The sequence below is a fragment of the Methylobacterium sp. P3_A11 genome (assembly GCF_056403155.1).
In genome coordinates this window covers 1-26,904 of record NZ_JBFUGA010000048.1, presented here as the reverse complement: position 1 = coordinate 26,904, position 26,904 = coordinate 1, and the positions used below count along the sequence as shown (strand labels likewise).

The following is a 26,904-nucleotide window of genomic DNA, read 5'->3' as shown; positions in this document are numbered from 1 at the left end:
CCGCGTGCGTTCTTCGCGCTCCTCGCGCACCGAGCACGCCGTGCACGACGCGTACATGCGATTTGCGCGCGCGAAACCGTTGACACCGTGCGGCCGCTCTTCCTATACCGCCGCCACTGCACGCACCATCCTGATCGATGCGTGCGGCTTGAGGCGGGGTAGCTCAGCTGGTTAGAGCAGAGGAATCATAATCCTTGTGTCGGGGGTTCAAATCCCTCCCTCGCTACCAAATTTATGCAACCCCGCTAAGCACTTAGCGGGGTTTTTGTTTGCCTTGCTCTCTGCGGGTTTCGGCTTTAAATCCTAGAACAGCGCTAGCGCAGCCGAAAAAATTATCGTGCGGGCGTAACGGTTTGCTGGGGGCTCAGAAAGCAGCCTAGCGCACTTCTAGCGCAGTCGGCTCGAGCAGAAGCACCAGACAGGCCCGCACCGTGAGCACCCCTGGCAACGTCCAAGCCGAGCGCTACCAGCTGTTCCAGCGCGCCGGCAGCACCAAGTGGCAGGTGCGCTTCAGCATCAAGGGTCAGGGGCAGTTCAAGCGATCCCTCGACACGGACGACCGCAGAGAGGCTGAGCGCAAGGCCGACGCCATCTGGTACGAGGCCACCTACAGAGCAAAGCAAGGGCTCACGGCAAAGGCGCACACCTTCGAGAGCGTGGCCGAGGCGTACATCGCGCAGATCCTGCGTGAGGTGGAGCGCGGCGAACGCCGAGCCGACCAGGGCAAGAGCGAGCCCGCTGTGATTCGCCGCTACTTCATCGGCTACTTCGGTCAGAAGCCCATCGACGCGGTCACCGAGACTGATCTGGAGCGCTACGCGGAGTGGCGGCGCACCTACTGGACGGAGGGCCTCGGTAAGCTCGTCACGCACATCGAGTATGAGCGCGACGGACATCGCTTGCGCCGGCCCGTGCGGCGCTCGGCCCCGTCCCTGAGCCGCCAACGCGGAGAAAGCGTGGTGCTGCGCGCGCTGCTGCGCTGGGCCTCGCGGCAGGGCTATCTGAAGACTCCGCCGGAGATCAGCATCAAGGCGCGGCGTTCACCCGACAACCGGCGGCCGAGCTTCGAGCCGCATGAGTTCGCCAAGCTGGAAGCGGTGAGCCTCAGCCGGCTGGTGGACCCCATCATGGAAGGCACCGGCGCGGAGGTGCGGGCCAGCGACCGGCGGAGCTGGCGCATCAAGCGGCTGGATGACCACACCCGGCGTGATCGCACCGTGCTGCACGCGTACGTGATGATCGGCGCGTTCTCGGGCCTGCGCCCCACCGAGATGTACAACCTGACCTGGGGCGACGTGCTGGGCTACCGCGCCGGTCGAGGCAAGAGCGTGGATGATCGCGACATCCGGCTGCAGGTACGAGGCAAGGGCAAGAGCGGCAAGGCCATCCCGCAGAAGGCGGCGATCCCGTGGTTCGACACCCTTTGGATGCTGTTCGAGCGAAGCATGGGCCGAGAGCCAGCTGATTCGGATCCGGTCTTCGCGAGTGAGATGGGCAAGCGCATCACCTCGGTGGCCAACGGCTTCACCGAATTGGTGAAGGCGGCCGGCTTGGAGCGGGATCACCGGGGGATCAAGCGCACACCGTACTCGCTGCGCCACTTCTACATCAGCGAGCAGCTGGCAAACGGGGCCGAGGTTCTTGATGTGGCGCGCAACTGCCGCACATCACTGGCGATGATCGACAAGCATTACGGCCAGGTGCGGCTCGAGCGTGTAGTGGACCGTTTACGGCCTGAGTGGACGCGCGCATGATCAGAGTCACAGTTGGCTAATATTGTTAAAAAACTTAGGACCGGCCCGAACCAGCACCCCGAGCTCCGCCAGCTTAGAAAAGTCCTGCTATCAGATTTCTAACACTCGCCGCTATCGTGCGATGGCCATCGCCGATGAGAGACAAACATACTTCGGCACGTAGTCTCGAACGGCGCATTGGAGCGCCGCCTCCAAGTTTCTCAGCAATGGGCAGAAAGCTACGATTACCAGCTAGGATCCCGCCGCTTTCGCCTGTCATCAAGCCCGTAGAGAGGCAATGATCCGATCAGCTGGTCTGGCGCCTCTGCGGCTTTGTTGCGCTCTTCGACGCCGATGGCGAGCGCTAATTGAATTAATGCTGACCTCGCAATCTTCATCACCCGAAGTGCTTTGGCTTCAAGCGAATCGCTGTCGATCGACAGGCCCAATCCGTTGGTCGCAGGCGCGATGAGCATCAGATCCCATGCCCATCCTTCATGAACTTGCAGGTATTTATGCTCAAGCGCGTTGCGGATGTCATGCAGCTCTCGGGCATCCGCCGCAGTCGTACGCTTCAGCTCGTCATCGAACAGCTCCTTGGACAGCCAATAGAGACCACGCAGCGGCCAGTTAGGACAACTTTCGAAGCTATCCAGCAGGCGTGACTTGCCTTCAGCCATCCAGACATTCTTAAAATTGATGCGGTCAGAGATTTTGCCGAGCTTCCAGACATGGTCGACTAGGAACGCCACCTTGTCGAGCAACGAGTAAGCGATGCGGTAGGCGGCACGGACGCGCTCGGTCGCTAACGAATGCGCCGGGTAGTCGAGCGTATCGAACAACCGCACGCCGCGGTCCGAGAAATGGAGCTTGGTGCTGCTTAAACCTTCGTACAGCATAAAGCGCGCTGAGGCATATTCCTGCTTCATCTGATTGAAGAAGCCGAAGACCGGCGGCGGCGTGACGGCAACAGACCGGTCATCAAAAGACTCCCTGATTGTCGGCAGTACGAGATCATCGATTGCCGCCACCGTGAAAGCGCCGAGATCGTTCAGCGGGCTGAGGAAGAGCCTATGATCAAGGCACCAACGCCGATAGGCTCGCTCGGCCTTGCTGCGCCCAAGGTTAGTGCCATCGAGATCCTGCAAATCGCGTACACGATCCAGATCGACCGCCGCGGCATATTCGGAGGCAGTCGCGGCGAACCGCCGCCGCAGGTCAGCCTGATTATCACCTTCATAAATTGCATCTGGCGTAACCGCTGCCGCCAATCCGTCATGCGCGTGCAGCAGAAGGATCGCCCGTTCACGATCATCCTCCAACAGCCCGCCATAATGTTTGAGGCCCAAGCCGCGGTTCGCTAGCGCCATTGCAAAATTGGGGATGATTCGCAGTGCCGTATCCCAGCCCTCGATCGCGTCGACCAGACGTCCAATGGTGTTAAGCTGGTTGGCGCGATTGGTTAGGATCTGGCAGCGGCGGCCGATGTCGAGCTCGGCAAAGCCGGGATGTGCGGCAGCGCGGGATAACGCCAAGATCTGATGTTCTCGCTCGGCATGCTCCCAGTCCCAAGAACAGCGCTCACCCGCCAGCTCTTCCTTGGCGCTCCAGGCATTCGCGCGGAAATACTCGATGAGAGCGCCTTGCTTGGACTTTAGCTCGCGCTGCGCCAGCTCGTCGAGCAGATAGAGGGCACGTTCGACACCGCGCCCGAACTGTGTGTCGAGTGAAGTGTCGATCAGGATCGCGATATGGTTGAGTGCGGTGTCGGTATCGAGCTTTGCGATAGAACGCTTACGTAACTTTTCCATTTCCGACAAAGCCGGCATACATCATCCCTTCGTCGACGGTCCTTTTCTGGTGTGATGACTTGCCATCAGTCGATCACACAGCGATACGAGCGCCCGCAGTAGAGTTCAGTAGATCGGCTAATTGTTAGCGAAGTAAATCGGGAAGTTCGTAGAGAAGCTTCAGCGCGTCTGACCATCCAACGTCTGAAAACAGGCGCAGGATTTCAACCAGCGCGGCGCGGCGCTTGTCGTCTTCGAAAATTGAGCGGTGGTCAGCAATATAGCGGGTGATCATCCTCACGATGACTGGCGTAGCAAGGCTTTCGTGATGATAGCCTTCACGCGCGGCGGGACCTGTCAGCAGCGCATGGAGCGCGTTGAACACGCCGGTCGGATCACCAGGGATCAGAAATTCGTAGAGTTCGACGAGCTGATGGTGTGTCGAAGGTTCGTGTGAGGCCGCCAGCAAAGTGAGCATCGGGCGATAATCCACCAGGAACCGGTGCATGGTGTCAGCAGACACAAGTCCGACCACCGCCTCGGGACCGTCGGCATGCGCGCCTGAGCCAAAATAGAGCTGGTTCATGAGGCGGCGGATAACCGACTCCGCCGCCTTGTAGGTGGCAATGGCGGCATCGTGCTCAGCGCCCTCGATCGTCCCGCCCGTCACCACAGCATGGCTGACTTTCGCAGCCACCGAGCACGCCTCTAAGATGACCATCGCCGCTTGTTGAGCGCGATCGGCAAGCCCGGCATCACGCTGCTCGCCGCTAGCATAGCGGGCGAAGAACGCGCTACGCAGCATCGACAGAAAAGAGGTCAAGAACTCGCGGTGCGCGGTGGGACTGTGAGCTCCGGTCTTGAGCCATTCGAGCGCGAGCGCCTCTTCCTGCCAGCACCAGAGCTGCGCTGTCAGACCGCCGAGCTGTTCGGCTACCTTGTCGCGGCCGGGCTTGTCGTCGTGCTCAGTCGCTTCGCAGCGAGCCCGCACGATCTCGATGATCGCCTTGCACTTCTCGACATCGTGCCAGGTTAAGCGCCAGACGACATAGTGCAGGAAGGCGCTCAGTACCTCGATGTGCGGCTCGTCGCGCGCGACATGTTCGGCCAGAGCCCACATCTTCCCGAGTGCGATGCGGCTCAGCACCTGCAGGCTTTGCGACGCCTGGAGACGGACCTGCGGCGCCGGATCGGCGAGGATCGCGTCGAACATGTCAACGATCTCGCCATGATCTTTGCCGAACCGGTCAGCAAGCGAGACATAGGCACTGGCCGCATAGACGCGGACCTCCCAATTGCCCCAGCTCAGGCTGGAGTTTTCGTCCTCCTCCCAGGCCCCCGGGAAGCGGCTCGCCCAAAGCCGCCGCAACACTTTGAGCAGTTCCTCGATCGGCGGCATGCCATCGATCCCAGGCACATAGGACTGCGCACTGGCGATACGTTCAACGGCATTACTGACATGGCCCCAGACCGGCTGCTCGACCCTTTCATGCAGCGCATGGGCTTGAGCGTCAAAGAACGCGATCGTCTCCGATACTTTCGCCCAGAGCTCGGCGAGGGACGTGCCGCTACTGCTCGAGGGCGTGCTCTGAACTTTGTCATGGAGCGCCTCGGACAGCGACAACATTTGCGCGTCCACGCCGTCCTCGACGTCGACGCCTTCGTCGGCAAGCAGGCTGCGCGCGGCCCCGCGCGACGAACCCCAGCGCACCGTAACCGACCGCGTCGGCGGATTACCGGTCAATTCGTCCGCCGCCGCAAGTTCCTCGCGCAGCGTACGCATTGGATCAGTCGCGATTGCATCCGCATCGACCAGCGACAGGAAGCGGCGGAGCGTGCGGCGCCACCAGCGCTGCTCAACGTCATCCGCAATTAGATCGATCCGGAGCGCTTCGTTCTCGAACGCAACCCGCTCGGAAAGCAAACGCGACGGATAGACTGCGGCTAAGAAGCGGACGGCATCCCGTACGATGTCGCCATGCATCAGGATCGTGATGTTGCATGCGAACGGCCACAGCAGGTCGGCGACCTCGCGGACGCGCTCGGCGCCGACTCCGAGGATACGAGTCCACACTGCCGGCCCGGCATAGCCGGTCGCGGCCGCATCGACCGTGCCGGCAAAGGCCGCAGGCGAGCAGCTACGCAGATGCGCAACGAGTTGTGCGAGTACATCATCGTCCTGTGTGCTGTGGCGATCCTCTGTGTCATCCCAAGCTTTATATTCATGATCATGACCTAGCAGGTCGAACGGAGCCCGGCCCGGCACGACGACCTGTTCACGTCCGCTGCCCAAAGGCATTGCGCGATTGATGTCACCGAGCGACGCTTCTACGATCGCGCGCGTGCCAAGCGGCGCCGACAACTCCAGTAGGCGCGTGACTCGTCGGCCCAGATCGTACCGGCAGTGCCGGTAATCCTGGCTGCGGTTGGACGAGAGTGGCATAATCCGGCTTGCCTGCCCGCCCATGAACGAGGTGCTAATATCGGTGATGTCGCGAGAGTAGAGCACGCTGTAGATCTCGATCGCGAAATTGGCGTCGGCTTGCGCGATCGGCATGATCTGTTCGGAGAGCCAACTAGCTTCCTTGTCGGCATGGGCCGAGAAATGCGGATCGCGGAGCATCCGGTCGAGCAGTGCTCGTGACGCCTTTGGATCAGACGCGAAGCTCTTGCCGACGAAGCGGATTGCGTTGATCGCCGTCTGCTGCATCAGCGGATCAGCGGCCCAAGCAAAGGCGAGTAGTGCACGCGCGGCACGGCCAAAAACGTCCAGCAGCGCGGGTTCAACAATGTCACTCGCGTCGAACAAGGTGTGGAGCAGGAAGCGTGTCGCGTCGGAAAAGTCGCGCGAGCCTGCCCTGATCGCGGCGTCGGCGACCGTCGCCCAGGCGAGCGCTTCGTCCGGCACGATGCTGCCGGCGGCATCAACCGCCAGGCCGACGAAGCGGGCGAGCCGCGAGAGCATCGTCGCAAGCGCCTCGTCATTCGGCCGAGCCGCGATCAGCTCGACCAGCCCTGCGATATCGGTCGGCGTTGCCACGCGCTCGATAGTGGTGCGCAGCGCGACATTGGCGAGCACCGGATCAACCGCTGGATTGGCGTATATGTCGGCGACCAAGCGCCAGACCTGCGCCTTTCCATCGGCGTCCTGGCGCCACAGCCGCTCAATCGCGAATCGCAGCGCAGGCGCGAGCATGAGCGCGATCGAGCTGTCGCCGCCGAGCTGCAGAATGAGCCGCGCGGGATCGTCCCACTCAAGGAAGAAGCGGCCGGCGACATGGTCGAACAGCACATGATGGGAGAAGCTGACGAGATCGCTAGACTCGGCGAGGACGCCGGTCTGAATGACCGCATCGAGCTGATCGTGCCCGACGACCACCTTGCGCACCGCGAGCCGGCGCCGCACAACCATCGCGCCGACCGTCGCGGCCGCGGCCTGATGCGCCGAGGTACCGACGAGCCGGTGATCCTCATAGGCGTCGATAAGGTCGGACTGGGTGGCAACGGTTCGGATGCTGTCGGGTTTGGCGCCATCGGCGAGCAGTTGCGCGGTAAGCGAGAGATTGAAGACATTGCGCAGCAGGTCGCGCAGCTGGCCGGGCGCGGCGGCAAGCAATGCGCCTACATCGGCGGAAGCGACGCCGGCGGCGTCAAGATCTCCGTCCGCAAGCCGCGGCACCTGGAAATGCCGCACAGTGGCAAGACCGGACTCTGCAAAAGCCAAATCCGGCGGCGAACCGGACATGGCGTCGCGGAACCGCCGACCGTTGCGCAGGTCGAACGTGCGGATCGAAGCGATGACGGTCCAGTTCGGCGCTAAGCCCCCCAGCATCTCAATTAGATGGGCGAAGACGCCTTCCGCCGGACCACCACGCGCGGCATCGAGCGCATCGATGATGAGCAGCTTGCGCCCAGCGCCAGGGGCTGCGGCGAGCACCTCGGTCAGTGGATGCGCCAACCCCAGCTCAGACTGGAGATTGGCGGCAATGGCGACGCCTGGGAAGCGGTCGACCGAGAGAAATACCACCGTATCGCCCGTCGCGCGGTACGCCTGCGCTAGCGTGACCAGCGCACCGGTCTTACCGGCGCCCGGCTCGCCAATGACGATCAGCGAGCCTGTATCAACCGCGGTGCCAAGCGGTCCGTCGCTGGCCCGCGCGATCGGGACGCCGCCGGCGATCGGCAGACACGTGTGTCCGGCGAGACGCGCAAGCTCGGCCTCGGTCACAGCCGACAGGCGCTCCAAATCGGCGGTGTAGTCGGCGGCGCCGATGTCATTGTGGCCAAGCCTGCGAAGCTCGTTTAGCAGGCCGGCGCGATCAGCGGGCGCGCCGCTGCCGATCATGCCGCGGATGATGCTTTTTAACCCGCGCAATGGCGCGTCGCCGGCGGCTTCGGCACCATAGAGCCGTGCGCCGAGTAGGCGCGAGGCTTCACGCCAATTGTCCTCTCCCTCGTTCATCGAAAAGCGCACGATGCGGAACACCCGCGCCATCATCGACAGTTCGACGTCAGTCGGCGGCGTGGCTGAATGCGTCGCCCATGCGGTCTCCGCATGCGTCTGGAATAGGTTAAGTGCCTCGCGCTCTGCTGAAGACCGTCCGGCCTTGGTCATCGTCCAGCTGCCACCAAGATCGAACGCACGACATCCCCGCTCCAGCACGTCGAGCGTGCGCGGCGCATTAACGGCAACCGCGAGGACGGCTCGCACTTTCGCCGGATCGAACGCGATTCCGGCGGCGCGGGCGTTGATCATGAAGGCAACGAGCTGGCTGATTGTCTTGCCGAGTGGGCTTGTGGGACTGGTATCTAACCCGGCACTGGTTTTGCTCTGCAGATCGATGCGGCTGGCGTCGTCCTGATCCAGACGAATGTCGTCGAGCCCGTCACCAGTCTCAAGCTGGATCGATACTGGCAAGGTGGTGTTGGCGAGGCCGAAGCGCCCGCCGACAGGCATCCGCGCTAGCAGATGGGCGGCAAGCCAGGTGCCGACCTCGGCCTGGAAATCCATGCCAGCTTCGGTCGCGCGGCCACCGGCGCGCATTCTAGACGTCGGTGAAGCTTCGATAGCCAAGTGCGTCCCCGAAAAATTCTATCCTCTCTTGGCATGCCATCGCCGTGACACGCCTCACCATGCACGACGGTAGGTGGGCTCGGCAGAACCTTACACTCAAGCCCGTCGACGAGCAGCCCAGATGACGTTCGCTACCGCACCAATCAGGGAAGCCAGCGCGGTGGTGAATGCGGCGAGAGCAGTGATCGTGGCCGCGTCGGTCAGACCGATCTCAAGGTGCATGGGATTGCCTCCAGAGCCAGGCTTCGCTAGGCATCAGATAGAGCATAAGTACCATACGCTCGCGTCGTTCGTCAACGAGCATATGGTCCATATGCTGACGGCTTTTGGAGCGGATCGTGCTTGCCGACCTCATCGTTGACGTTTTTACCGGAAAGCCCACCAGCCGGCTGAAAACCGACGCTGCCGGGAGAGGCCTGCGAGTTGTCAGCATCAAGGACGTTGATGTCAGTATCTCGCCTCTTGAGAGGCTGGAGCAGGTGCGCGTGCCGGACCTCTCCGATCTACAGCGGCTGCAACTTCAACTGAATGACATCGTTGTAACAGCAAGGGGCGCGGTACGGTCTGCCGTCGTTCGCGAGCAGCACGTTGGCTCACTCCCAGGAGCCAATTTGATCGTTGTAAGGCCAAAGCCCCAAATCAACGCTGAAGCTATAGCTGCATACCTCCGCCATCCGAAGATAGAAGAACTGCTGCTTTCAGATTTCGCCGGATCTGTAACTCCAGGTTTTAGCGTGCATGCTTTAAGAAAACTTCCTATAAAACTACCAAGTGTAGATATACTATCAAAACTATCAGACTTATCCGACATAACAGAGAAATATATTGCTGCTATCGAAGCTTCTGTGAAAATGCGGCGCATGATCACCCTTGAAGCAATCTACAGCAACCTCTGGCCGAACGAAGAGGACGGGCTTTGAGCATCGAGCCATCCCTTAGCATCGACGCACTCAGATCCCTTTCATCACGAATCCGCGGATCGGACCGGCTCACCACCGGGCGTCGTATACTCGTGCTTGCAGCTCTTGCGCTTCTAGCAAAAGAGTGTCGACTTGAGTCGCTTTGGAAGGAGATAAGAAGTTCTGCAGTTCACTACGGTGACAGTGCGCAAATTGAAGCGCTTCTATTTAAAGTTGCGGCACTGGTGGAGCATGAGTTCGGATCGCTTGAAGGTATTTTCACACATCACCTTGTGCGAGACATATTGCTTGTGGGCGGCAGCTTACCTGAGCATGTCTCTTCCGCATCAGAATTAACGCAGTTTCCAGAATTCAAGACGATCGAGAAATTCGGCGCATTCTTCGATAGTGCATTGGACGATCTGAGCTTCGGGCCGTCGATATCTGAAACAGCGACACCCAGGCCACTGGCTAGATTGATGGTCGACCTGGCTAGGTGCTTTGAGGGGGCGAAGGTCGCCGACTTTAGCTGCGGTCAAGGAGCTTTGCTGGCGGAAACGGCGCGGAGAAAGCTAGGCTGCTATCTAATCGGGCAGGAGCTCAATTCAGTAGCCGCAAGTCTCGCCACATTGAGACTCTTCCTTCTAGGTTCGAAGGCAAAAATCGTAATCAGCGACGCGCTGCTTGCGCCGCTTCTCACTCCTCAGTCCGAGCTGCTGAAATTCGATATTGTGTTAAGCGATCCTCCGATTGGGCCGATCTACAGAACGAGATTGACTGACCAAGTGCAGCTTTCAGGCTCGTCTCATCGGCACACCCGCCTGGAGACACAGTTTCTTGAAAAATCCATCGCTTCTCTAAAAGCCAATGGTAGGGCCTGCGTTTTAGTTCCGCAAAGTTTTCTCTCCAGACGGAATGACAAAGCTCTGCGAGAACAACTTGTTCGGGATGGAATTCTCGAAGGCGTCATTTCTTTACCTAGAGGAATTGTTCCCTGGACTGAAATAACTTTTGTGCTACTCATTATTTCCAAAATTGGGTCGAATAAATCCACCAACACAGTGTCGTTCGTAGACGCAACAAAATTTTACACTCTGGGCAGACGACGATCTGAGCGCATCGAAGATGATATGGCAGAGAAAATATTTTTCGAATACGTGAACGGAACAGATAACACGCGTGTTGCCCGCATCAGTATAAATGTCGTCCACGAAAGTGGTTTTAAACTATTGCCGTCCGATTGGGTATCGCAGGCCTCATCCGAGGAGATAGATGTCAAGGCAATCTATAACTTAGCCCATGAAGCGGAGAATGAAGCAGCGAGCCTATTAGAAGATATCGACAATCTGCTAGCAGACATCGCGATATTTAGATAATCATGAGGCTTAAGCTTCAACATTACTCAAGTGTGGCCTTCTACATGTCAGAGCACTTCCACAGCCGCACGCATCATCTCGTCGTTGACGTCGATGTAGCGCTGCGTCGTCGAGCGATGCCAGTGACCGGCGAGCATCATAATGGCCTTGGGCGAGATGCCTGCGTGGGCCAGGCGATTGATGAGCCAGCGGCGGCCGCTCTGGCTTGAGCCACCGTCTCGACCTGCTTGAGTGTTGAAGCCCTTCAGCAGCTGTGTCAGCACGTTGGCGCTGAATGCCGACCTCTTCGAGGTGATGAGGACCGGCTGCGACGAGGCGGGCATCTCGGCCAAGGTGGATCGAACCCGGTCAATCTCACCGGCCGCTAATCATATGTGATTTAGGCTTCTCGATGATCAGCCACGTGGCTCCGTAGGAGCGCGAAGTGCCGCATCCTAATGTCCAAGGCGGCCTCCCACCTCTGCGGTTCAGGCCAGAAAGCGGGAACATAGATCCTCAAATGCAGAGCTTCACGAGTGGCGCCCGACGAATTGAGGTGGAATGGTTCGCTGCCTCTGGCGGCTCTGCAGGGGGCGACGGGAACGGAGCATCCAGCCCAGCTGTACTTCTCCTGCACGGTGCCGACGGGCTGACCTTTGCCGCGGGTTACCACTTGGCCGCTCGCACGATTGCTGCCTTAGGCTACCACGTCGCCTTCGTCCACTACCTTGACCGGACTGGTGACCGGCGTGTTGCCTATACCCGGCTGCGGCAGGACTTTCCGCTCTGGGCGGAGACGGTGCGCGATGCAGTCGTCTGGCTRGCGGACCAGCCTGATACCGATGCGCAGAGGCTCGGCATCGTTGGGATCTCGCTCGGTGCAGCTCTGGCCCTCACCACAGCGGCAGCTGAGCCGCGGGTGCGGGCGATTGTCGACTATTTCGGTCCGTTACCGGAGGAGCTCAAGCGTGAGCGCCCACGCCTGCCGCCTACGCTGATCCTGCACGGCAGCGCAGATGCAATCGTGCCGGTCTCTCACGCACGAGGGCTGGAGCAACTGCTTCAGGAGCAGGGAACGGCGCACGAGATCCGGATCTACGAAGGCCAGGGTCATGGACTTTCGGGACCAGCACAGCTCGATGCGGCTACACGCGTTGCAGGATTCCTCGGACAGCACCTCCAGGCCGCTTAAGCTTCGGGACGGTACCCAAGTTTGCGAGCTCACAGCGCTGTTCAAGGCCAGATCTGCGGCTCAAGGGCTGGAGAGCCGTGTGCGAGCGGGCACGTCCGCCCGCATGGCTGCTATCCATTTCAATATTCAGCCGGAGGCACCATCTGAGCTGTCTACCGCCACATGACAGTTCGGCCAGATGCACCCGTGAAAGGAGCTGCTGACCGGGAGCATTTATCATGCGTGAACTCAAGGACCTCCACACCAGCGGCTGCGATGATGGCATTGATGCCGTCCTGCAGGGTATCGCGCATGGACTGAAGCAACTCGATCTGCCTAGTCTCGATACTATGCCAGAGAGGTTGCAAACCCTCCTGGACCGTGCCTGTGAGGCGTGCGAGGCTGCGTCATCAGAGCCGAACGCGGAACTGGCGTAGCAGTCGGCGCCAGCACTCAGCCCGCTGCCACAGCTTCCTCCGCCGGATGCGCAACGAGGTTGTCGAGCGTCCGCGTGACCCTTGGTGACGAATTCTGGAGAGCCAGCTGGACGCAAAGCATCAACGTGCGGCAGACAGCCCGGGGCCAGATCACCTGAGGACGCGCGGAAGCCGTCGCTTCCACCGCTCGCCAAGGCGCAGTGTTTCGGCCGGCTGAGAACGCCGTACTGTACGCGCCTGCGCCACAGCAGGCTGCGAGACCATGACGGGCGTTGTGATCGAGGCAGGAACGGCAGCAGGTGTAACCCGCGGCTGTATTGCTGGCTCAGCGCGAGGCCCTCGCCTCGGGCTAACCCTAGCAGCTGACTTCTGCAGGGGCTCGGCCGCCGATTTGACAGGGCGGACACGCGGCAGGCGCTCCGGCACTGGTGCTTCATGAATCGCCTGGACTTCGGGCTCAACCGGCATGGCAAACATCGGCACCAGGCTCGGCAGTACACGACGAGCGGGTGTCTCGAGCCGAGCAGCTTCGGAAGAAGCTGGCTGCACCGGCTGTACCGGCTTCACCTCGGCGGGCTGGTTATCCGCGATCAGTGGCAGACCCTGCCAAAGATCATTGCTCTTGCGGGAACGTGCGGTGGCATCGGACAGCGAGGCACGGGATGTGCGGGTGTGCTTGACTTCGACCGTGAACGGTCGCGCGCTTCGGCGCTTCATGTGTGTGGGAATCCTGAAAACATCACGCTCAGCCGCACAATTCGCGCTGACAACGTTCGCACATCATATGGGTGACGGCAGATCTTTGTCTAGGAAGACCGGAGCCGATCTCCCTGGCTTCCTTTACAGAAAGGCGTGGCTGCGTAGCTCGCTGATCGAAGTGGCTGCATCGCGGTGATGGATGAAGATGCCGCCGGCTTCTTCCCAGAGGTGACGGTACTTCTCGCGATCGTCCACCAAGGCATCGCCTGGGTGACAATGCTCCCGCTTCAATGCCGCGCTCGTGGTGATCACTTCGACGCCTGGGAAGTGCGCCTCTGCCCAGCGCCGCTTCTGCGGCTCAGCCCAATTGCCGCGCGGCAGTCCTGTCAGGATAATTGGCTTCAGATGACGCACAGCCTCGTAGAGCTCCATGGCATCGGGCAACAGTGGAAGCCCTCCGAAGAAGTCGTCGAGCGAGGCCAGCTTGCTCCAGAACCGCCTCAGCCCGAAGCGGCGCTCAAACTCGCTCGGTGGCATGCCGAAGATGCGTCCGGCACCAGCATCAAAATCTGCGAGTACGCCATCGCAATCCAGGTAGATGGTGGGCATCAGGTCACGGGCCCGCAGACTGCACGACGTAGGTGTCAATGAATGCCCACGTCCTGAATTTCACAACCGACGGGAAGACCGTCGGGATGCACATGTAGAGCCTGGCAACGGCCGGCCCAATCAAAACGAAGGGTATGAGAGAGGTTAAGACGCGTGGTGCCGTGAGGTTGAGCATAAGTCATCCTCGTGCTGCGCGTTCACCAAGACGTAAAACAGCGGCCTCGCCAGATGACGGGCGCTCGTGCTGGCGTCTCGGTCAGAGCACCTCGACAGCTGCACGCATCATCTCGTCGTTGACATCGATGTAGCGCTGCGTGGTTGAGAGGTGTCGGTGGCCAGCCAGCATCATGATCGCCTGGGGCGAGTTCTCGCCATGTGCAAGGCGGGTGATGAACCAACCTCTGCCGCTGTAGCTCCAGCCACCGTCCAGGCCGGCCTGATCGTACAAGCCTTTCATCAGCTGCGTGAGGACGTTCGCGCTGAATGCCGACCTCTTCTGTGTGATGAGTACCGGCTGTGAAGTCAGCGGCGCTTCGGCCAGACTCGACCGGAATTGCTCAACCTCGCGGCGCCGGCGCGCGTTCATGAACAACACACGCGCATGCCCACCCTTTGTGATGGCCGCGCTCAGCCGGAGCTGCTCACGCACCCTCCCCTCGCCGTCGAGGAGATCACCCCAGCGTAGCACTGCGATCTCTCCGACGCGTAGGTCCGCGGGGTAGCTCAGCATCAGACCGGCCGGCAGCAGTTAAACATCACGTAGGAGGTGATCTGTATAGCCCCCCGTCACCCCCCCCCCCGGGGGGCATCGCTCGGGCCTTGATTAATAGCCTTGATATCAATACGATTTTTAAATGTCTAAGCCGCTCGATGTCCCCTTCGAGACAACCCTACTGGTTCGGGACACCTGTCTGTGCCTGCATGCGCAGCGCACCGCGCGCGCCCTCGCGAGGCGCTTCGACGAGGCGCTGCGGCCGGTGCAACTGACCAACGGCCAGTTCTCCCTTCTGATGTCGCTGAACCGTCCTGAGCCGCCGACCATGGGGCCGGTGGCCGCGCTGCTTGCGATGGATCAGACAACTCTGACCGCGGCTCTCAAGCCTCTGGAACGCCGTGGTCTCGTCGATGTGACGCCCAACCCTGCAGACCGGCGAGAGCGGTTACTCCGGCTGACGGCAGAGGGGAAGGCGCTTCTTCGGCAGGCGGTGCCAATCTGGGAGCAGACTCATCAAGCGATCGAAGCGCTCCTGCCGGACTTGGATGCGGAGGCGGTGCGTCGAGCAATGCGTGCTTTAGCCTGAGCATGACAGCATTGGCTCATGGCACCAGTTGCCCGCTTGTAGCGCGGCGATCTGGATGAGATGTCAGCGACAATCAGGATGAGTGACCGGTGTCGCGGCGGGTTGATGATGAGCGGGTCGATCGACCGGCGCAAGGTGGCGTCGGGTCAGGTTCGTGTCGCGGCGCGTCACGCATCGGCAGTTTTGATTGTCGCGCGAGTTGGCGGTCGACCAGGACCGCGTTTCCGATCCAGGGCCGTGCGACGCCGGTAGCTGTCGACGTTCATCTCGAAGATGGTGGCATGGTGCACCAGCCGGTCGACGGCAGCGAGCGTCATGGCCGGATCCCCGAAGCTGTCATGATGCCTCCTTCGTGGATCGTCTGGTGCGACGCACGTCCGCTCGCAGTTCCTCGACCGCGCCCGGTGTCAGCGCGATCTGCCATGGTTGCCCGTTGCTCGATTGCCGACCGACGAGCCGGCCCCGCCTCAACCACTTGAACACGGTCTGGGCCGTCACCTCCAGAGCCGCCGCTGCACCTTGAATCGAGTAACTCCCATCCGGCCAGCGCGCCGGGTTCGGGCTCGCGCCGTTGATCTTCACCGTCAGGATGCCGAAGCGCCGCCGCAGCAGCCAGACGTTGCCGCCTGCGAACGCGCGGCCTCGTGCCGAGACGAAGCCCTCGGCGTTCAACTGAGCCGCGATCGCCTCGTCCATCAGGCCCGCGCCGTTGAGCGCCGCGATCCGGTCGCGCAGGCGGCCAGTGTCGATGTAGTCGTGGTAAGCGTGGACACGCCGCTGCAGGCGGTGCTCGCTCGTCGCCCCAGTCTGCCAGACGATCTTGAACCAGACCTGGCCCCGCACGCGCTTCTGGTCGAGGACGACCTCGCGCACGACGAAGCGCAGCAGGCGCTTGCGCTCGGCCGGTGCGGTTGCCGCCGCGTGCCAGATCCGCGGCAGATCCTCGCCCAGTCGCTGCAGCGCCCGGTGATCGACATCGCTCAGTACCAAGGGCTCCTCGCGCTGCCAGCGGGCGTGATCCTGCTCGATCGCTTCCAGGGCGCGCAGCTTCTCCTCCCACACCTTCTCCAGCGAACGCGCCACGAGGCGGTTCTCGGGCTCGACTGCATCGTATTGACGCCGCGCCCGCTCGGCCTCGTAGCGGGCGCGCTCGCGCCGCAGCGCCCACTGCCGCTCCAGCAGCTGCGCCTGCGCCTTAATCTGCGCGAGTGCGGCGACCGCAATGGCGATCCGGTCGGGCGCGAGCGCTTCGAGGAGGAGGCGCGCGACCACCGTGTCGACGGCCTGGGCGCGGACCTCCTGGCAGAGCGACCCGCCGCTCTGATCGCGATCGACCCGGCAGCCGTAGACGGGATAATCGCCGCGCGGACCGCTGTAGCGCAGGCCCATGCGACGCCCGCAGCGCCCGCACAACGCGATGCCTTGGAGGAGCGCTTGGCCGTGCCGTGGAACTCCGGGTAGGCCCCCCTCGTAGTGGTTGGTGTTCTGGGACAGGCGGGACTGATTGGCCATGAACGCCTCCCAGTCGATGTAGCCGGGATGAGCAGCGCGCAGGCAGACCTCCCATGCCCCGAGGGCGATCTTCGAAGTCGTCGGCCGCGCTCCTGGCCGGCGCCGGATCGCGTCCGTCCGACGCCGGCCGTAGACGTAGGCGCCGGCATAGGCGGGGTTCTGCAGGATGGCGCGCACCCGGGCACCGTCGGCCTCGCGCCAGACGACCGGGTGCGGGGCGGGGCCGAGCACCGGGCGCACGGGCAGCGGCAGGTGGTGGGCGCGCAGGAAGCGCATCACGGCCCGCGCGCTCTGCAGCTCCTGGAACTTAGCGAAGACGAGGCGCAGGCGCCCCTGAACCTCCTCGTCCGGGTTGAGCACGATCGCGCCCGCACCGTCGTGAGCGAGCCCGGCCGGGAGCGGCAACCGCAGCTCGCCGCGCGCCGCCTTCTGGCGCTCGCCCTGGTGAAGGCGGACGCGGATCTGGTGCAGCTCCGCCTCGCTCATGATCCCGGACAACCCGAGCAGCAGCCGGTCGTGATAGGCGGTCGGATCGTAGAGCCGCTCGCCGTCGGCCAGCAGCACGCCGAACAGCGAGCACAGTTCGAGGAGCTGGTGCCAGTCGCGGTTGTTGCGGGCCAAGCGGGAGGCGTCGAGGCTGAGGACGAGGCCGGCATGGCCGAGGCCGATCTCGGCGATGAGCGTCTGGAAGCCGCGGCGCTCGACGCTGCCGGCGCCGGAGAGGCCGAGATCCTCGTCGATGACGTGGACGCGCTCACGCGGCCAGCCGAGGCCGACCGCACGCTCGACGAGGCGATACTGCAGCTCGGTACTCTCCTGGTGGTGCCGGACCTGGGCGAGCGAAGATTGACGCACGTAGATGAAGGCGCGCTTGGCACGGTGGAGCGCGCTCGGCGGCGCGTCAGGGGCGAGCGTGGCGCTCAGCACGACGGCTCTCCTCGACGGCGTCGCGTCGCTCGGGCTGGGGGCGTCGCAGCAGGTCGGCGACAAGGCTGGCGATCTGCGCCTGCGTCGCAGCCGGGAGGTTGGGCCAGAGCCGCGGCGGGGCTGGATCGCGAGGGCCGGGACGGGGCGGGTGTGACGGAGCCGTGGACATCGCGATGGACCTCCTCGTCGCCGGGGGGCGGCATCGCGCTGAGATGGTGGGCCAACGGCAGGAGCGTGGGCACGCTGACGAGCGGCACGGCCTCCGTGACGGCGATCTCCGGCGCGCTCAGCAGGTCAGTGGCGGCGCGGCGGATCGAACGGCGGCGGCCGTCGGGTAGGGCGACGACGATGAAGGCCGGACCGCGTGCGGAGCGTAGCGCCGTGACCTGCAGGCGCTGACCGCACAGGGCGTGGCCTGGATCAGTGACGGTGACGTGAGCGACCAGACCGTCGACGATGACGGTACTCTGCGATGTTGGGTTCGGGGAAGATCCGACCCCATTCGCCGAAGGGCTGGTTGGCGGTGATCATCAGGGAGCGGCGCTCGTAGCGGGCGCTGATCAGCTCGAACAGCACGCTCGTCTCGGCCTGGTCCTTGGTGACGTAGGCGAGGTCGTCGAGGATCAGCAGGTCGAAGCGGTCGAGCCGGCCGATGGCCGCCTCCAGGCCGAGGTCGCGCCGGGCGACCTGCAGCTTCTGGACGAGGTCGGTGGTGCGGGTGAACAGCACCTTGAAGCCGGCCTCGACGAGAGCGAGCCCGATCGCGGCGGCGAGATGGCTCTTCCCACCGCCAGGTGGACCGAACAGGAGCAGGTTGGCCCCCTGCGCCAGCCAAGCGTCGCCGGCGGTGACCGCCATGACCTGAGCCTTCGAGAGCATCGGCACGGCGGCGAAGTCGAAGCCATCGAGCGTCTTGCCCGGCGGCAGGCGCGCCTCGGCGAGATGACGCTCGATGCGTCGTCTGTCGCGCTCGGCCAACTCGTGCTCGGCGAGGGCGGCGAGGAAGCGGGCGGCGGGCCAGCCCTCCTTGTCGGCCTGTTCGGCAAAGCGGGGCCAGACGGTCTTGATGGTCGGCAGGCGCAGCTCACCGAGCATGATCCCGAGCCGGGCGGTGTCGACCGCGGTCGTGGTGCGGGCCAGGGCCTTCATGCCGCCCCTCCCGTCGTGACGCCGTCGAGGAGGCTCTCGTAGCTCGTCAGCGAGCCGAGGACGACGTTGACGTGAGGGATGGTAGCCGGATCGGGTGCGAAGCGGGCGCGCAAGGCGGCGAGATCGGGCAGGCGCTTGGCGGCCAGTTCGACGGCCAGACATTCGGCGAGCTCGGCCTCGCAGCCGCGGTCATGGGCCAGCGCAAGTAAGTCGACGGCGATGCGGCAGGCCTGCCGTTCCGGAAGCGCGGCGCGCAGGGCCTCGAAGGCGTGCCGGTAGGGTGCGCGCGGGAAGAGCCGGTCGCGGTAGACGAGGTTGAGCAGCGCCATCGGCTTGCGCCGGAGGGCGTGGATGACGTGGTGGTAGTCGACGACCTGATCGTGCCGTCCGTCCGGATGAGCCCGCCCCCGCGGCAGGGTGAGGAGGTGGGAGCCGCCGACGAAGACGTCGAGGCGGTCGTCGTAGAGGCGTACGCGCAGGGTGTGGCCGATCAGGCGCGAGGGCACGGTGTAGAACACCTTGCGCAGGCGGAACCCGCCGGCCGAGGAAACGCGCACGCTGACCTGCTCGTAGTCGCACGAGCGCCGCTCGGGCAGCCGCGCCAGGACAGCCCGCTCGCTGTCGATGCGCTTGGCTTGGCGGGCGTTGCGGCGTCCTACGAGCTCGTCGACGAAGGTGCGGTAGGCGGTCAGGTCGGGGAAGTCGGTGCTGGTGCGCAGCAGGAGCGCGTCGGCGATGGCCCGCTTGAGATGGCCATGCGGGCCCTCGACCGAGCCGTTCTCGTGGGCGAGGCCGGTGTTGTTGCGGGTGGGCGTCATGCCGTAGTGGGCGCACAGGGCCTCGTAGCGGCGGGTGAGATCCTCCTGGGCGGCCTCGTCGAGGTTGCGGAAGGCGGCCGAGAGGCTGTCGGTGCGGTGCTCGCGCGGCACGCCGCCGAGAGACCAGAGGGCATTCTGCAGCCCTTCGGCGAGCGCCACGAAGCTCTCGCCGCCGAGCACGACGTGGGCGTGCTCGAAGCCGGAGTAGGCGAGCCGGAAGTGGTAGAGCCGATGGTCGAGGCGCAGCCCAGCGATGGTGACGCCGAGATCGGCCATGTCGGTAAAGTCCGACAGCCCCATCCGCCCGGGCTCGTGGGTCTGACGAAAGATGACGTCCTGGTCGGCTCCGTGCACGGCGCGCCAAGCCCGGATACGCCGCTCCAGCGTCCGGCGGACCCCTTCGCCGAGATCGGGATGACGGCGCAGGATCTCCTCGAAGACGGCCACCGGCCTCAGGCCGGGCGCGGCTTCGAGCAATGGCACGATCTCGGCCTCGAACACCTCGGCGAGAGGATCGGGCCGACGCCGTCCGCGCGGGGTCTTCTTAGCCGAGGGCAGACGCGGATCGGCGGCAATGCGATGGCCGGTGGCGGGACTGAAGGCGGCCTTGGCGGCGGCCGCAGCGACGCTGTCGCTCTGACGGAACTGCATGAAGAGCCTCATCTGGTGATCGGTCACGTGGCGGCCGGGCACGGGCGGGCTCCTCAAACTGAGGACGACCCCGCAGCTGGCCCGGTGGCCGCGATCACCAGACGACGTGCCCCTGGAGGTCACGCCGACGCCGATCCGATGCCTCCGGTCGGGCTCTGCCCTCCTTGCGTCATCAGATCGGCGGTTCCTCTCATCTTGATTGACGCGCTGGTCTCATCCTGATTGCCGCGCTGCACCCGCTCGCCTCCGCCGCGCCTGCGATCTCGGCTTCGAGCTGCCGCGGGTGCTCGCTGCACCAGCATACAGCTGCAACCCCCCCCCGAGGCGCTCAGAAGACGCTTAAGGGGCTTAGCGATTATGCTGATGCACCAYGACGATGATGGGCTTTGCCGCCGCTTAGGTTGCAAACTGGAGCGAGCGCGACGTTGAGGCAGTGCTCCGGCGCTTTGCCGAGGAGGCTGGGTTCGTCAGTCCGATTGCCCGCGACATTGTCGGAGAAGCCGTGCTCCCTTACCGGGCTGAGCCGCTCGCAACGCAAGCTCGGCCGTATTGACAAATCAGATCATATTGATATCAATATTATCAGGCTGGCGGGGGCTCCGCGAAGCTCATTGCCCGATCGGAGAGGCCTGTATGTCGAGCGCGCACGGACAGTTTGCCTGGTACGAGCTAATGACGACCGATGCAGCGGCCGCAGAGGCTTTCTACAAGGCCGTGGTCGGTTGGAATGCCCGTGACGCGAGCCAACCTGGTATGACCTATACGTCCTTCCTCGCCGGAAGCACGCCGGTGGCGGGGGTGATGACCCTGCCCGAGGACGCGTGTGCTGCCGGCGCTCGCCCGGGCTGGCTCGGCTACGTCATCGTTGACGATGTCGATGCTTACGCGGTGCGGGTGACAGACGGCGGTGGTCAGATTCACCGCCCAGCGACCGACATCCCGGGCATCGGCCGTTTCGCCGTCGTGGCAGACCCGCAAGGGGCCGAGTTCGTGCTGTTCAAGGGCATGGAGTGTGGGTCGGCATCACCGGCCCTCCCTGATGAGCCGGGATACGCCGCGTGGCGTGAGTTGATGGCTGCTGACGCCGAGAGTGCGTTCAGCTTCTACTCTGACCTGTTTAGGTGGACGAAAGCCGACGCTGTCGACCTGGGGCCTATGGGCACTTACCAGTTGTTCGCTGCTGGTGGCGCCGCGATCGGTGGGATGATGACCAAGCCGCCGAGCCTTCCGGCACCGTTCTGGACCTACTACTTCCGCGTCGACAGCATCGAGGCTGCAGTGTCGCGCATCCAGGCTGCGGGAGGGACCGTCATCAATGGCCCGCACCAAGTGCCAGGCGGTGACTGGATCGTCCAGGGCCTTGACCCGCAAGGTGCGATGTTCGCGCTGTTCAGTCCTCACACCTGACTTTCGGCTAAATCAGAGCGAGGCTCTTCGACGTGCTGACGCACGGGCGGCACCTTTGCTTGCCGGGGAGCTGCGAGCCCGCTCGTCCTAGGTCGCCACAACACGTAAGAGGGTATGATCATGACTGCAGCCGGGATAGATGCTGCTCAGATCGAGATCGTGCCGGTTGAACCACGACTGATCGCGATAGTCCGTAACACCGTGGCCTTTGCTGATCTTCCCCGAGCACAGCGTGAGGCACGCGCCTTACTCGATGCATTGCTGAAAGATGCGGGGATTGAGAACGGTGGCTGGACGCTGACGGTTTGGCGGCCTCCGGAGGCTGGGATGATCGACTACGCGCCGGGTGTCTTCGTGCCGGAAGGGTTCAGCGTGTCAGGAGCGGTGAGCCTCTTCACATTGCCAAAAGGACGCGCTGCTCATCTTCGTATGCGCGGTTCTTACGCGGGTTTGCCGGACGCATGGGGACGCGTGTTCTCGGGCATCAAGGCCCAAGGATTGGTGCCTGCAGGCCTCAATTGGGAGATCTATGCCGCTCCCGACGTGCCGCCTGAGGAGGCGGAGACAGACCTGTACGCCCTCCTGGCGTGAGTTGAGCTGGCGAGAGCCGTCAGAGCCTGATCTTGAAGATGGCCATCCCGCTCGATGGCTTCTGAGCATTCTGGATGGCGCAAGTTCATGGATGTTCGGCGCCGATCAGGAGGCAAGGGTCGAAGCAGAGGGAGACGTTCGATGGACGCAAGCGGACAGAATGTTCCCGCCGCCAGGAAGGCCCGCACAACAGTGGAGCCGGCATCAGAAAGGGAGTTCGTCGTTACGCGAACCGTCAGTGGACCGGCGCGCATCGTGTTCGAAGCATGGACCAAGCCGGAGCTGTTTCAGCAATGGTGGGTGCCCAAATCGTGCGGCGTGTCCTTGATCTCGTTCGAGGCCGATATCCGCACGGGCGGCGCCTACCGGTTGGTGATGGGTCATCCTTCCTCGGAGCAGCCCATGGCGTTCTTCGGCCGATACGTCGAGGTGACGCCCCGTGCCCGACTCGTCTGGACCAATGACGAAGGGGGTGAGGACGGGGCCGTCACCACCGTGACCTTCGAGGAAACGGGCGGGGCGACACGCGTCGTCGTGCACGAGCTCTATCCCTCGAAGGAAGCGCTCAACGAGGCCATGGCCTGCGGAAGCACCAGCGGCTGGGCTGAGCAATTCGCGCAGCTGGACGAGCTTGTCATCAGCCTGGACGCGAAGGTCTGACCGCCATGGGCAAGGTGTGCGTGAGAGGTTTTGCAGTGTCCGTCGACGGCTTCGGCGCCGGCCCGGACCAGAGCCTCGAGCATCCGCTCGGGAAAGGCGGCCCGGAGTTGATGCGGTGGTTCTTCCCGACGCGGGCCTTCCGCTCGATGATCGGGCAAGAGGGCGGGACTGACGATCGCTTTGCCGAGGACGGGATGAAAGGCTTCGGCGCCTTCATCCTCGGCCGCAATATGTTCGGCCCGATCCGGGGCGAATGGCCGGACGACGCGTGGAAGGGCTGGTGGGGCGACAATCCCCCGTATCACGCACCGACTTTCATCCTCACCCATCACGCCCGGGCGCCAATCGAGATGGAGGGCGGGACGACCTTCCATTTCATCACCGGGGGGATCGAGGCGGCGCTCGCCCAGGCCAAGGCCGCCGCTGGCGACTTGGACGTCAAGGTCGGCGGTGGCGTGTCGACGGTCCGGCAGTATCTGCTCGCGGGCGCGATCGACGAAATGCAGCTGGCGGTGTCACCCATCGTTCTGGGCCGGGGCGAACACCTGTTCGCGGGCATAGACCTGCCAGGCCTCGGCTATCGCGTGACGGAGACGGTCCCGACGGAGCTCGCGACCTACATCGTGCTGACGCGCTGATTGTCGGAAGGGAGCCGGTCGACGCCTCAACGCCGAAAGCCGATCCATTGCGGGCCTTTTTGAGGCATGTGATCGGCGCGTTGGACTACCTTGGGAGAGACGCTGATGGCCGGCAAGAGGACGGACGTTGCAACTCAGGGAAGAGACCAGGATACCGGCACCGCCGGGCAGTTGATCGACGCGAAGATCGCCGCGCTGGGCGACTGGCGCGGGGCGATGCTAGCCTCGATCCGCAATCTGATCTGGCAGGCCGATCCGGCGGTTACCGAGGACGTGAAATGGCGGAAGCCGTCCAATCCTCTGGGTGTCGCCGTCTGGTCGCACGGCGGCATTTTGTGCACGGGCGAAACCTACAAGGACAAGGTCAAACTGACCTTTGCGCAGGGCGCGTCGCTGCCAGATCCATCGGGCCTCTTCAACGCTGGGCTAGACGGTGGCACGCGGCGCGCGATTGATCTGCGCGATGGCGACACGATCGACGAGGGTGCGTTCAAAGCTATCATCGCCTCGGCAATCACATTCAACGCCGCCCGGCCATTGAGGCCGCAGCCACCCATCTGAGACGATCACGTAGACCGGCTGGATCACAGGCAGCATCTATGGCCTCTCTGATCTGGTGAAGTTGTTCAACAAAACCGATTAGTCGGAGATATTGGAAGGCTCTAAAGTACCTCGACCGCAGCACGCATCATTTCGTCGTTGACGTCGATGTAGCGCTGCGTTGTCGAGAGGTGACGGTGTCCGGCCAGCATCATAATGGCCTTGGACGAGATGCCTGCGTGGGCCAAGCGAGTGATGAACCAGCGTCGACCACTGTGGCTCGATCCGCCGTCCAAGCCAGCCTGGACGTAGAAGCCCTTCATCAGCTGCGTCAGCACGTTTGCGCTGAACGCCGACCTCTTCTGCGTGATGAGGACCGCCTGCGAAGCTTGTGGCGCTTCGATCAGGCTGGATCGGAACTGCTCAATCTCACGTCGTAGGCGAGCATTCATGAACACGACGCGCGCGTGTCCGCCTTTGGTAACAGCCGCGCTCAACCGGAGCTGCTCGCGCACCCTCCCGTCCCCGTCGAGGAGATCACCCCAACGTAGCGAGGCAATCTCGCCGACCCGCAGACCGGCCAAGTAGCTCAGCATCAGAGCAGCTCGGTTCCGATGACCATATTTGCCTTGGCCCGCAACAGCCAAAAGTCTTCTCAGCTCAGCATCGCTTGGAACTCGGGCCTGGCTCATCGAAAAACCTCAAAATTTGTACGCCTCAGCGGCAAGGCATGATGTTTCCAAATCAAGCCGAGAGCGAGCTCTTGCCTTTCTTTAGCAATATCAACAACTTAGCTGCAAACCTCAGAAAAACTACATTTTATGACGTTTTCGTGCGGGCACACCTCAACCTTGGCGCGCTCGCTCTTTGATCAGCCTGGCTGCACGGCTTCCTCATCCCACGCGCGAGGTTGCCCATGCCGCCCCTGATCGACGCTGCTACCCGAAAGCTGCTCCTGGCCAATGGCCGCGAACCGGAGCGCGACCACCACCCCGTGCTCAAGCTGTTCAATCCGGTGGGACCGGCCACTTGGTTGATTTGCGCGATGGAGGCGGATGGCGACACCCTTTTCGGGCTGTGCGATCTCGGCTTCGGCGAGCCTGAGCTCGGCTACGTCAGCCTCGAGGAGCTAAAGGAGGTCAGTGCTGGGCTCGCCATCGGCTTGGAGCGCGACCGCTCATTCCGAGGTACGCATCCGATCTCGGTATATACGCGCGTTGCGAGAGCCGCCGGCCGGATCCTCGAGTTAGACCGTGGGCCAAGCATTAATCCGAGCGCGTAAGATGCTGGCATGTGCGAAGGGGCTGCCAGCGCAGTCCCTTTCCTGCCTGGTACTGCGGCTTGACCATATCGAGGTCACCACACACTGCGGCTGGCTCAGTGTCCGTGTCTGCGAAAGGCGGCCAACGCGCTCGCGCTTGACCTGCCGAGCACATCACGCACCCTCCGGCCGCGGCACTCCGCTCGGCGCAGCACCCGTTTGCACCTCCGACTGATCCGATTGCCGCGTGGCGGTGTCGCTGTCGCGGCAGGGCATCCCTGTGCTGAACATGGCATGCAATCGGTGGGCGATCCGGCGTGGGACGCTGCATCTGGCGCGGCAGGCACAGCAACCAGAAAACGCCCGGCAAGATAGCTAAGCAGGCTCCGCCGGTTCGCTTAACCCCTCGTTGATCCTGATCCGCAAAAGTGCCGCCCCGCATCAGCGCGAGGAGGGAGCATGAGTGATATGACTGACACCGTAGGCGTCGCGGGCGACCGCATCCGCTCCATCATCGAGCGCATCGAGCGGTTGGAGGAAGAGATCAAGGATCTGATGGAGACCAAGAAGGAGATCTTCGCCGAGGCTAAGGGCGAGGGCCTGGACGTAAAGGTGCTCAAGGAGATCTTGAAGCTTCGCAAGCAGGACAAGGACGAGCGCGAGGAGCAGGAGACGCTGCTCGAGCTCTACCTGCGCGCCATGGACGCGCCGGCTCCCGACCCGGTCGCGCAGGCCGCCTGAATACTACGGATGAACTTTCCTCAAAAGATGAGCTAGGGAGTCCGCGATAATGAACAGCAGTGGGAATGCTACAAAAGCCCACTGGTTTTCCGGTCCCGCTTGTAAAGCACAATCTGAGCATCCAAGTCAGTATGTAGCGGTAGTGCACGGATCGGACGCAAGGGAGCAGACCAAGTGGCTTAAGCAGGACGCTAAGGATGAGAGCGCGTACAGTGTGCTTATCAGCTTCACAAATACCAAGCCGATCTCAATGAAAACGGTAATCAGCTTCTTGTACAAAGAAGGTGATTCGCGGCTCAATGCGGAGGCAAAAAGGCTGGCATCTATGTTCAAGCTTAAATTTTGTTAGTCTAAACAGGTTGAGCATTGAGGTGACGCAATATAGACGCTTTGCCGCAGAATGCGTTATTTCCTCATCCGACGTAGACGTGACGCTGCGTGGTCGAGAGCCGCCTGCAGCGTGTCTCCGCAACGGATAGGAAAGGCCCTGGCTATTTCTGTCCGAAGGAAAACCCTTCTGCTCGCAAGCCACCGAACCAGGCTCTGTAACCATGCCGCGCATGCATCCAGTACCCCACCTAGTACCCCTCATCGGCGAAGCGAGACGCGGTCGCAAACACTTTATTCCGAAGGATCGCGTCAGAGACCTGCAACAGCTATATAACTTGCAGATTCATCTCTATCCTCTCATGGTGCAGCGGTCAGAAGAACTGAATTCGCCGCCCTCGCCGCTATTTGACGGTGACCGAAGGATGACGAAGACCGAGTTGCTCTTGTTCATCTTAGCTAACCCCGAGTCTGATTTTTCGTCAGAGAGAGTGAGAACTGCTCTCAAACCCTCGCAGGACATGTCAGATGCGGAGCGCACGCACCACATTGATCGCCATCATGACAGAGCACGTGAGCTCACGCAGGTATGGACCTCCAGCGCGGCTCAATCC

At 62.7% G+C, this 26,904-nt stretch carries 23 protein-coding genes, 1 tRNA gene and 2 pseudogenes; 15 read left to right on the top strand and 11 right to left on the bottom strand.

Going from position 1 to position 26,904, the window contains the following annotated elements:
• Window positions 1-152: 152 nt before the first annotated feature.
• Window positions 153-229: transfer RNA gene (locus tag AC1DXK_RS16255), tRNA-Met, on the top strand.
• A 202-nt stretch (window positions 230-431) separates the two neighbouring features.
• Window positions 432-1,754 carry a tyrosine-type recombinase/integrase gene (locus AC1DXK_RS16250; protein WP_457108397.1) on the top strand — a complete coding sequence of 441 codons (1,323 nt, stop codon included), beginning with the start codon at window positions 432-434 and terminating at the stop codon, window positions 1,752-1,754.
• Between the two features lie 224 nt (window positions 1,755-1,978).
• On the opposite strand, the gene AC1DXK_RS16245 is transcribed toward AC1DXK_RS16250, so the two are convergent.
• The 3 genes from AC1DXK_RS16245 to AC1DXK_RS16235 form a co-directional block, all read right to left on the bottom strand.
• Window positions 1,979-3,562, bottom strand: a complete 1,584-nt coding sequence (locus tag AC1DXK_RS16245; RefSeq protein WP_457108398.1) for an LA2681 family HEPN domain-containing protein — start codon at window positions 3,560-3,562, stop codon at window positions 1,979-1,981.
• A 106-nt stretch (window positions 3,563-3,668) separates the two neighbouring features.
• Window positions 3,669-8,534, bottom strand: a complete 4,866-nt coding sequence (locus AC1DXK_RS16240) for a P-loop NTPase family protein (RefSeq protein WP_457108399.1) — start codon at window positions 8,532-8,534, stop codon at window positions 3,669-3,671.
• Window positions 8,535-8,693: 159 nt separating this feature from the next.
• Window positions 8,694-8,819 carry a hypothetical protein gene (locus AC1DXK_RS16235; RefSeq protein WP_457108400.1) on the bottom strand — a complete coding sequence of 42 codons (126 nt, stop codon included), beginning with the start codon at window positions 8,817-8,819 and terminating at the stop codon, window positions 8,694-8,696.
• 116 nt (window positions 8,820-8,935) lie between these two features.
• On the opposite strand from AC1DXK_RS16235, the gene AC1DXK_RS16230 reads away from it, so the two are divergent.
• The gene (locus AC1DXK_RS16230; RefSeq protein WP_457108401.1) at window positions 8,936-9,517 is read left to right on the top strand and encodes a restriction endonuclease subunit S; all 582 of its coding nucleotides are present in this window, start codon (window positions 8,936-8,938) and stop codon (window positions 9,515-9,517) included.
• Complete coding sequence (locus tag AC1DXK_RS16225) at window positions 9,514-10,872, top strand: HsdM family class I SAM-dependent methyltransferase (protein ID WP_477298341.1); 1,359 nt, start codon at window positions 9,514-9,516, stop codon at window positions 10,870-10,872. The genes AC1DXK_RS16230 and AC1DXK_RS16225 overlap by 4 nt, the downstream gene beginning before the upstream one ends.
• Window positions 10,873-10,919: 47 nt before the next feature.
• On the opposite strand, the gene AC1DXK_RS16220 is transcribed toward AC1DXK_RS16225, so the two are convergent.
• Window positions 10,920-11,195: a tyrosine-type recombinase/integrase gene (locus tag AC1DXK_RS16220; RefSeq protein ID WP_456684456.1), complete on the bottom strand. Its 276-nt coding sequence runs from the start codon at window positions 11,193-11,195 to the stop codon at window positions 10,920-10,922.
• A gap of 176 nt (window positions 11,196-11,371) precedes the next feature.
• On the opposite strand from AC1DXK_RS16220, the gene AC1DXK_RS16215 reads away from it, so the two are divergent.
• The gene (locus AC1DXK_RS16215; protein WP_456684399.1) at window positions 11,372-12,043 is read left to right on the top strand and encodes a dienelactone hydrolase family protein; all 672 of its coding nucleotides are present in this window, start codon (window positions 11,372-11,374) and stop codon (window positions 12,041-12,043) included.
• Between the two features lie 218 nt (window positions 12,044-12,261).
• Window positions 12,262-12,459 (top strand): hypothetical protein, encoded by a 198-nt coding sequence (locus AC1DXK_RS16210; protein WP_456684400.1) that lies wholly within the window; start codon window positions 12,262-12,264, stop codon window positions 12,457-12,459.
• A gap of 840 nt (window positions 12,460-13,299) precedes the next feature.
• On the opposite strand, the gene AC1DXK_RS16205 is transcribed toward AC1DXK_RS16210, so the two are convergent.
• Entirely contained in the window at window positions 13,300-13,767 is a 468-nt protein-coding gene (locus AC1DXK_RS16205; protein WP_456684401.1) for a hypothetical protein, read from the bottom strand.
• Window positions 13,768-14,023: 256 nt separating this feature from the next.
• Complete coding sequence (locus AC1DXK_RS16200) at window positions 14,024-14,497, bottom strand: tyrosine-type recombinase/integrase (RefSeq protein WP_456684402.1); 474 nt, start codon at window positions 14,495-14,497, stop codon at window positions 14,024-14,026.
• Window positions 14,498-14,621: 124 nt separating this feature from the next.
• Here AC1DXK_RS16200 and AC1DXK_RS16195 point away from each other — a divergent pair, with 124 nt between their 5' ends.
• The gene (locus AC1DXK_RS16195) at window positions 14,622-15,068 is read left to right on the top strand and encodes a MarR family winged helix-turn-helix transcriptional regulator (protein WP_456684403.1); all 447 of its coding nucleotides are present in this window, start codon (window positions 14,622-14,624) and stop codon (window positions 15,066-15,068) included.
• Window positions 15,069-15,235: 167 nt separating this feature from the next.
• Here AC1DXK_RS16195 and AC1DXK_RS16190 read toward each other — a convergent pair.
• From AC1DXK_RS16190 to istA, 4 genes and pseudogenes are all read right to left on the bottom strand, one after another.
• Window positions 15,236-15,400 (bottom strand): annotated as a pseudogene (locus AC1DXK_RS16190) (ATP-binding protein); the annotation flags it as partial.
• Window positions 15,401-15,404: 4 nt separating this feature from the next.
• On the bottom strand, window positions 15,405-17,507 hold the full coding sequence (locus AC1DXK_RS16185; RefSeq protein WP_477298337.1) for a recombinase family protein: 2,103 nt from the start codon (window positions 17,505-17,507) through the stop codon (window positions 15,405-15,407).
• A 427-nt stretch (window positions 17,508-17,934) separates the two neighbouring features.
• Window positions 17,935-18,656, bottom strand: a pseudogene (gene istB, locus AC1DXK_RS16180) (IS21-like element helper ATPase IstB); the annotation flags it as partial.
• Window positions 18,653-20,167 carry an IS21 family transposase gene (istA, locus tag AC1DXK_RS16175; RefSeq protein WP_456684405.1) on the bottom strand — a complete coding sequence of 505 codons (1,515 nt, stop codon included), beginning with the start codon at window positions 20,165-20,167 and terminating at the stop codon, window positions 18,653-18,655. The gene istA and the pseudogene istB, both read right to left, overlap by 4 nt.
• Before the next feature lie 591 nt (window positions 20,168-20,758).
• Between istA and AC1DXK_RS16170 the strand changes: the two genes are divergently transcribed.
• The 5 genes from AC1DXK_RS16170 to AC1DXK_RS16150 all read left to right on the top strand — a co-directional run bounded on the left by AC1DXK_RS16170 (window position 20,759) and on the right by AC1DXK_RS16150 (window position 23,982).
• On the top strand, window positions 20,759-21,532 hold the full coding sequence (locus AC1DXK_RS16170) for a VOC family protein (RefSeq protein WP_456684406.1): 774 nt from the start codon (window positions 20,759-20,761) through the stop codon (window positions 21,530-21,532).
• A gap of 114 nt (window positions 21,533-21,646) precedes the next feature.
• Window positions 21,647-22,123: a GyrI-like domain-containing protein gene (locus tag AC1DXK_RS16165; RefSeq protein ID WP_456684407.1), complete on the top strand. Its 477-nt coding sequence runs from the start codon at window positions 21,647-21,649 to the stop codon at window positions 22,121-22,123.
• 141 nt (window positions 22,124-22,264) lie between these two features.
• Window positions 22,265-22,783, top strand: coding sequence for an SRPBCC domain-containing protein (locus AC1DXK_RS16160; protein WP_456684408.1), 519 nt, complete (start codon window positions 22,265-22,267; stop codon window positions 22,781-22,783).
• A 5-nt stretch (window positions 22,784-22,788) separates the two neighbouring features.
• The gene (locus tag AC1DXK_RS16155; RefSeq protein WP_456684409.1) at window positions 22,789-23,421 is read left to right on the top strand and encodes a dihydrofolate reductase family protein; all 633 of its coding nucleotides are present in this window, start codon (window positions 22,789-22,791) and stop codon (window positions 23,419-23,421) included.
• A 105-nt stretch (window positions 23,422-23,526) separates the two neighbouring features.
• Window positions 23,527-23,982, top strand: a complete 456-nt coding sequence (locus AC1DXK_RS16150) for a DUF1801 domain-containing protein (protein WP_456684410.1) — start codon at window positions 23,527-23,529, stop codon at window positions 23,980-23,982.
• Between the two features lie 101 nt (window positions 23,983-24,083).
• Here the strand turns inward: AC1DXK_RS16150 and AC1DXK_RS16145 are convergent, their stop codons facing one another.
• A complete protein-coding gene (locus AC1DXK_RS16145) occupies window positions 24,084-24,653 on the bottom strand; it encodes a tyrosine-type recombinase/integrase (RefSeq protein ID WP_456684411.1) in 570 nt (189 codons plus the stop codon).
• A 224-nt stretch (window positions 24,654-24,877) separates the two neighbouring features.
• Here AC1DXK_RS16145 and AC1DXK_RS16140 point away from each other — a divergent pair, with 224 nt between their 5' ends.
• The 3 genes from AC1DXK_RS16140 to AC1DXK_RS16130 all read left to right on the top strand — a co-directional run.
• Window positions 24,878-25,243 (top strand): DUF2958 domain-containing protein, encoded by a 366-nt coding sequence (locus AC1DXK_RS16140; protein WP_456684412.1) that lies wholly within the window; start codon window positions 24,878-24,880, stop codon window positions 25,241-25,243.
• A gap of 438 nt (window positions 25,244-25,681) precedes the next feature.
• Window positions 25,682-25,963 (top strand): DUF2312 domain-containing protein, encoded by a 282-nt coding sequence (locus tag AC1DXK_RS16135; RefSeq protein ID WP_456684413.1) that lies wholly within the window; start codon window positions 25,682-25,684, stop codon window positions 25,961-25,963.
• 752 nt (window positions 25,964-26,715) lie between these two features.
• A partial coding sequence (locus AC1DXK_RS16130) for a hypothetical protein (RefSeq protein WP_477298334.1) occupies window positions 26,716-26,904 on the top strand: 189 nt, incomplete at its 3' end.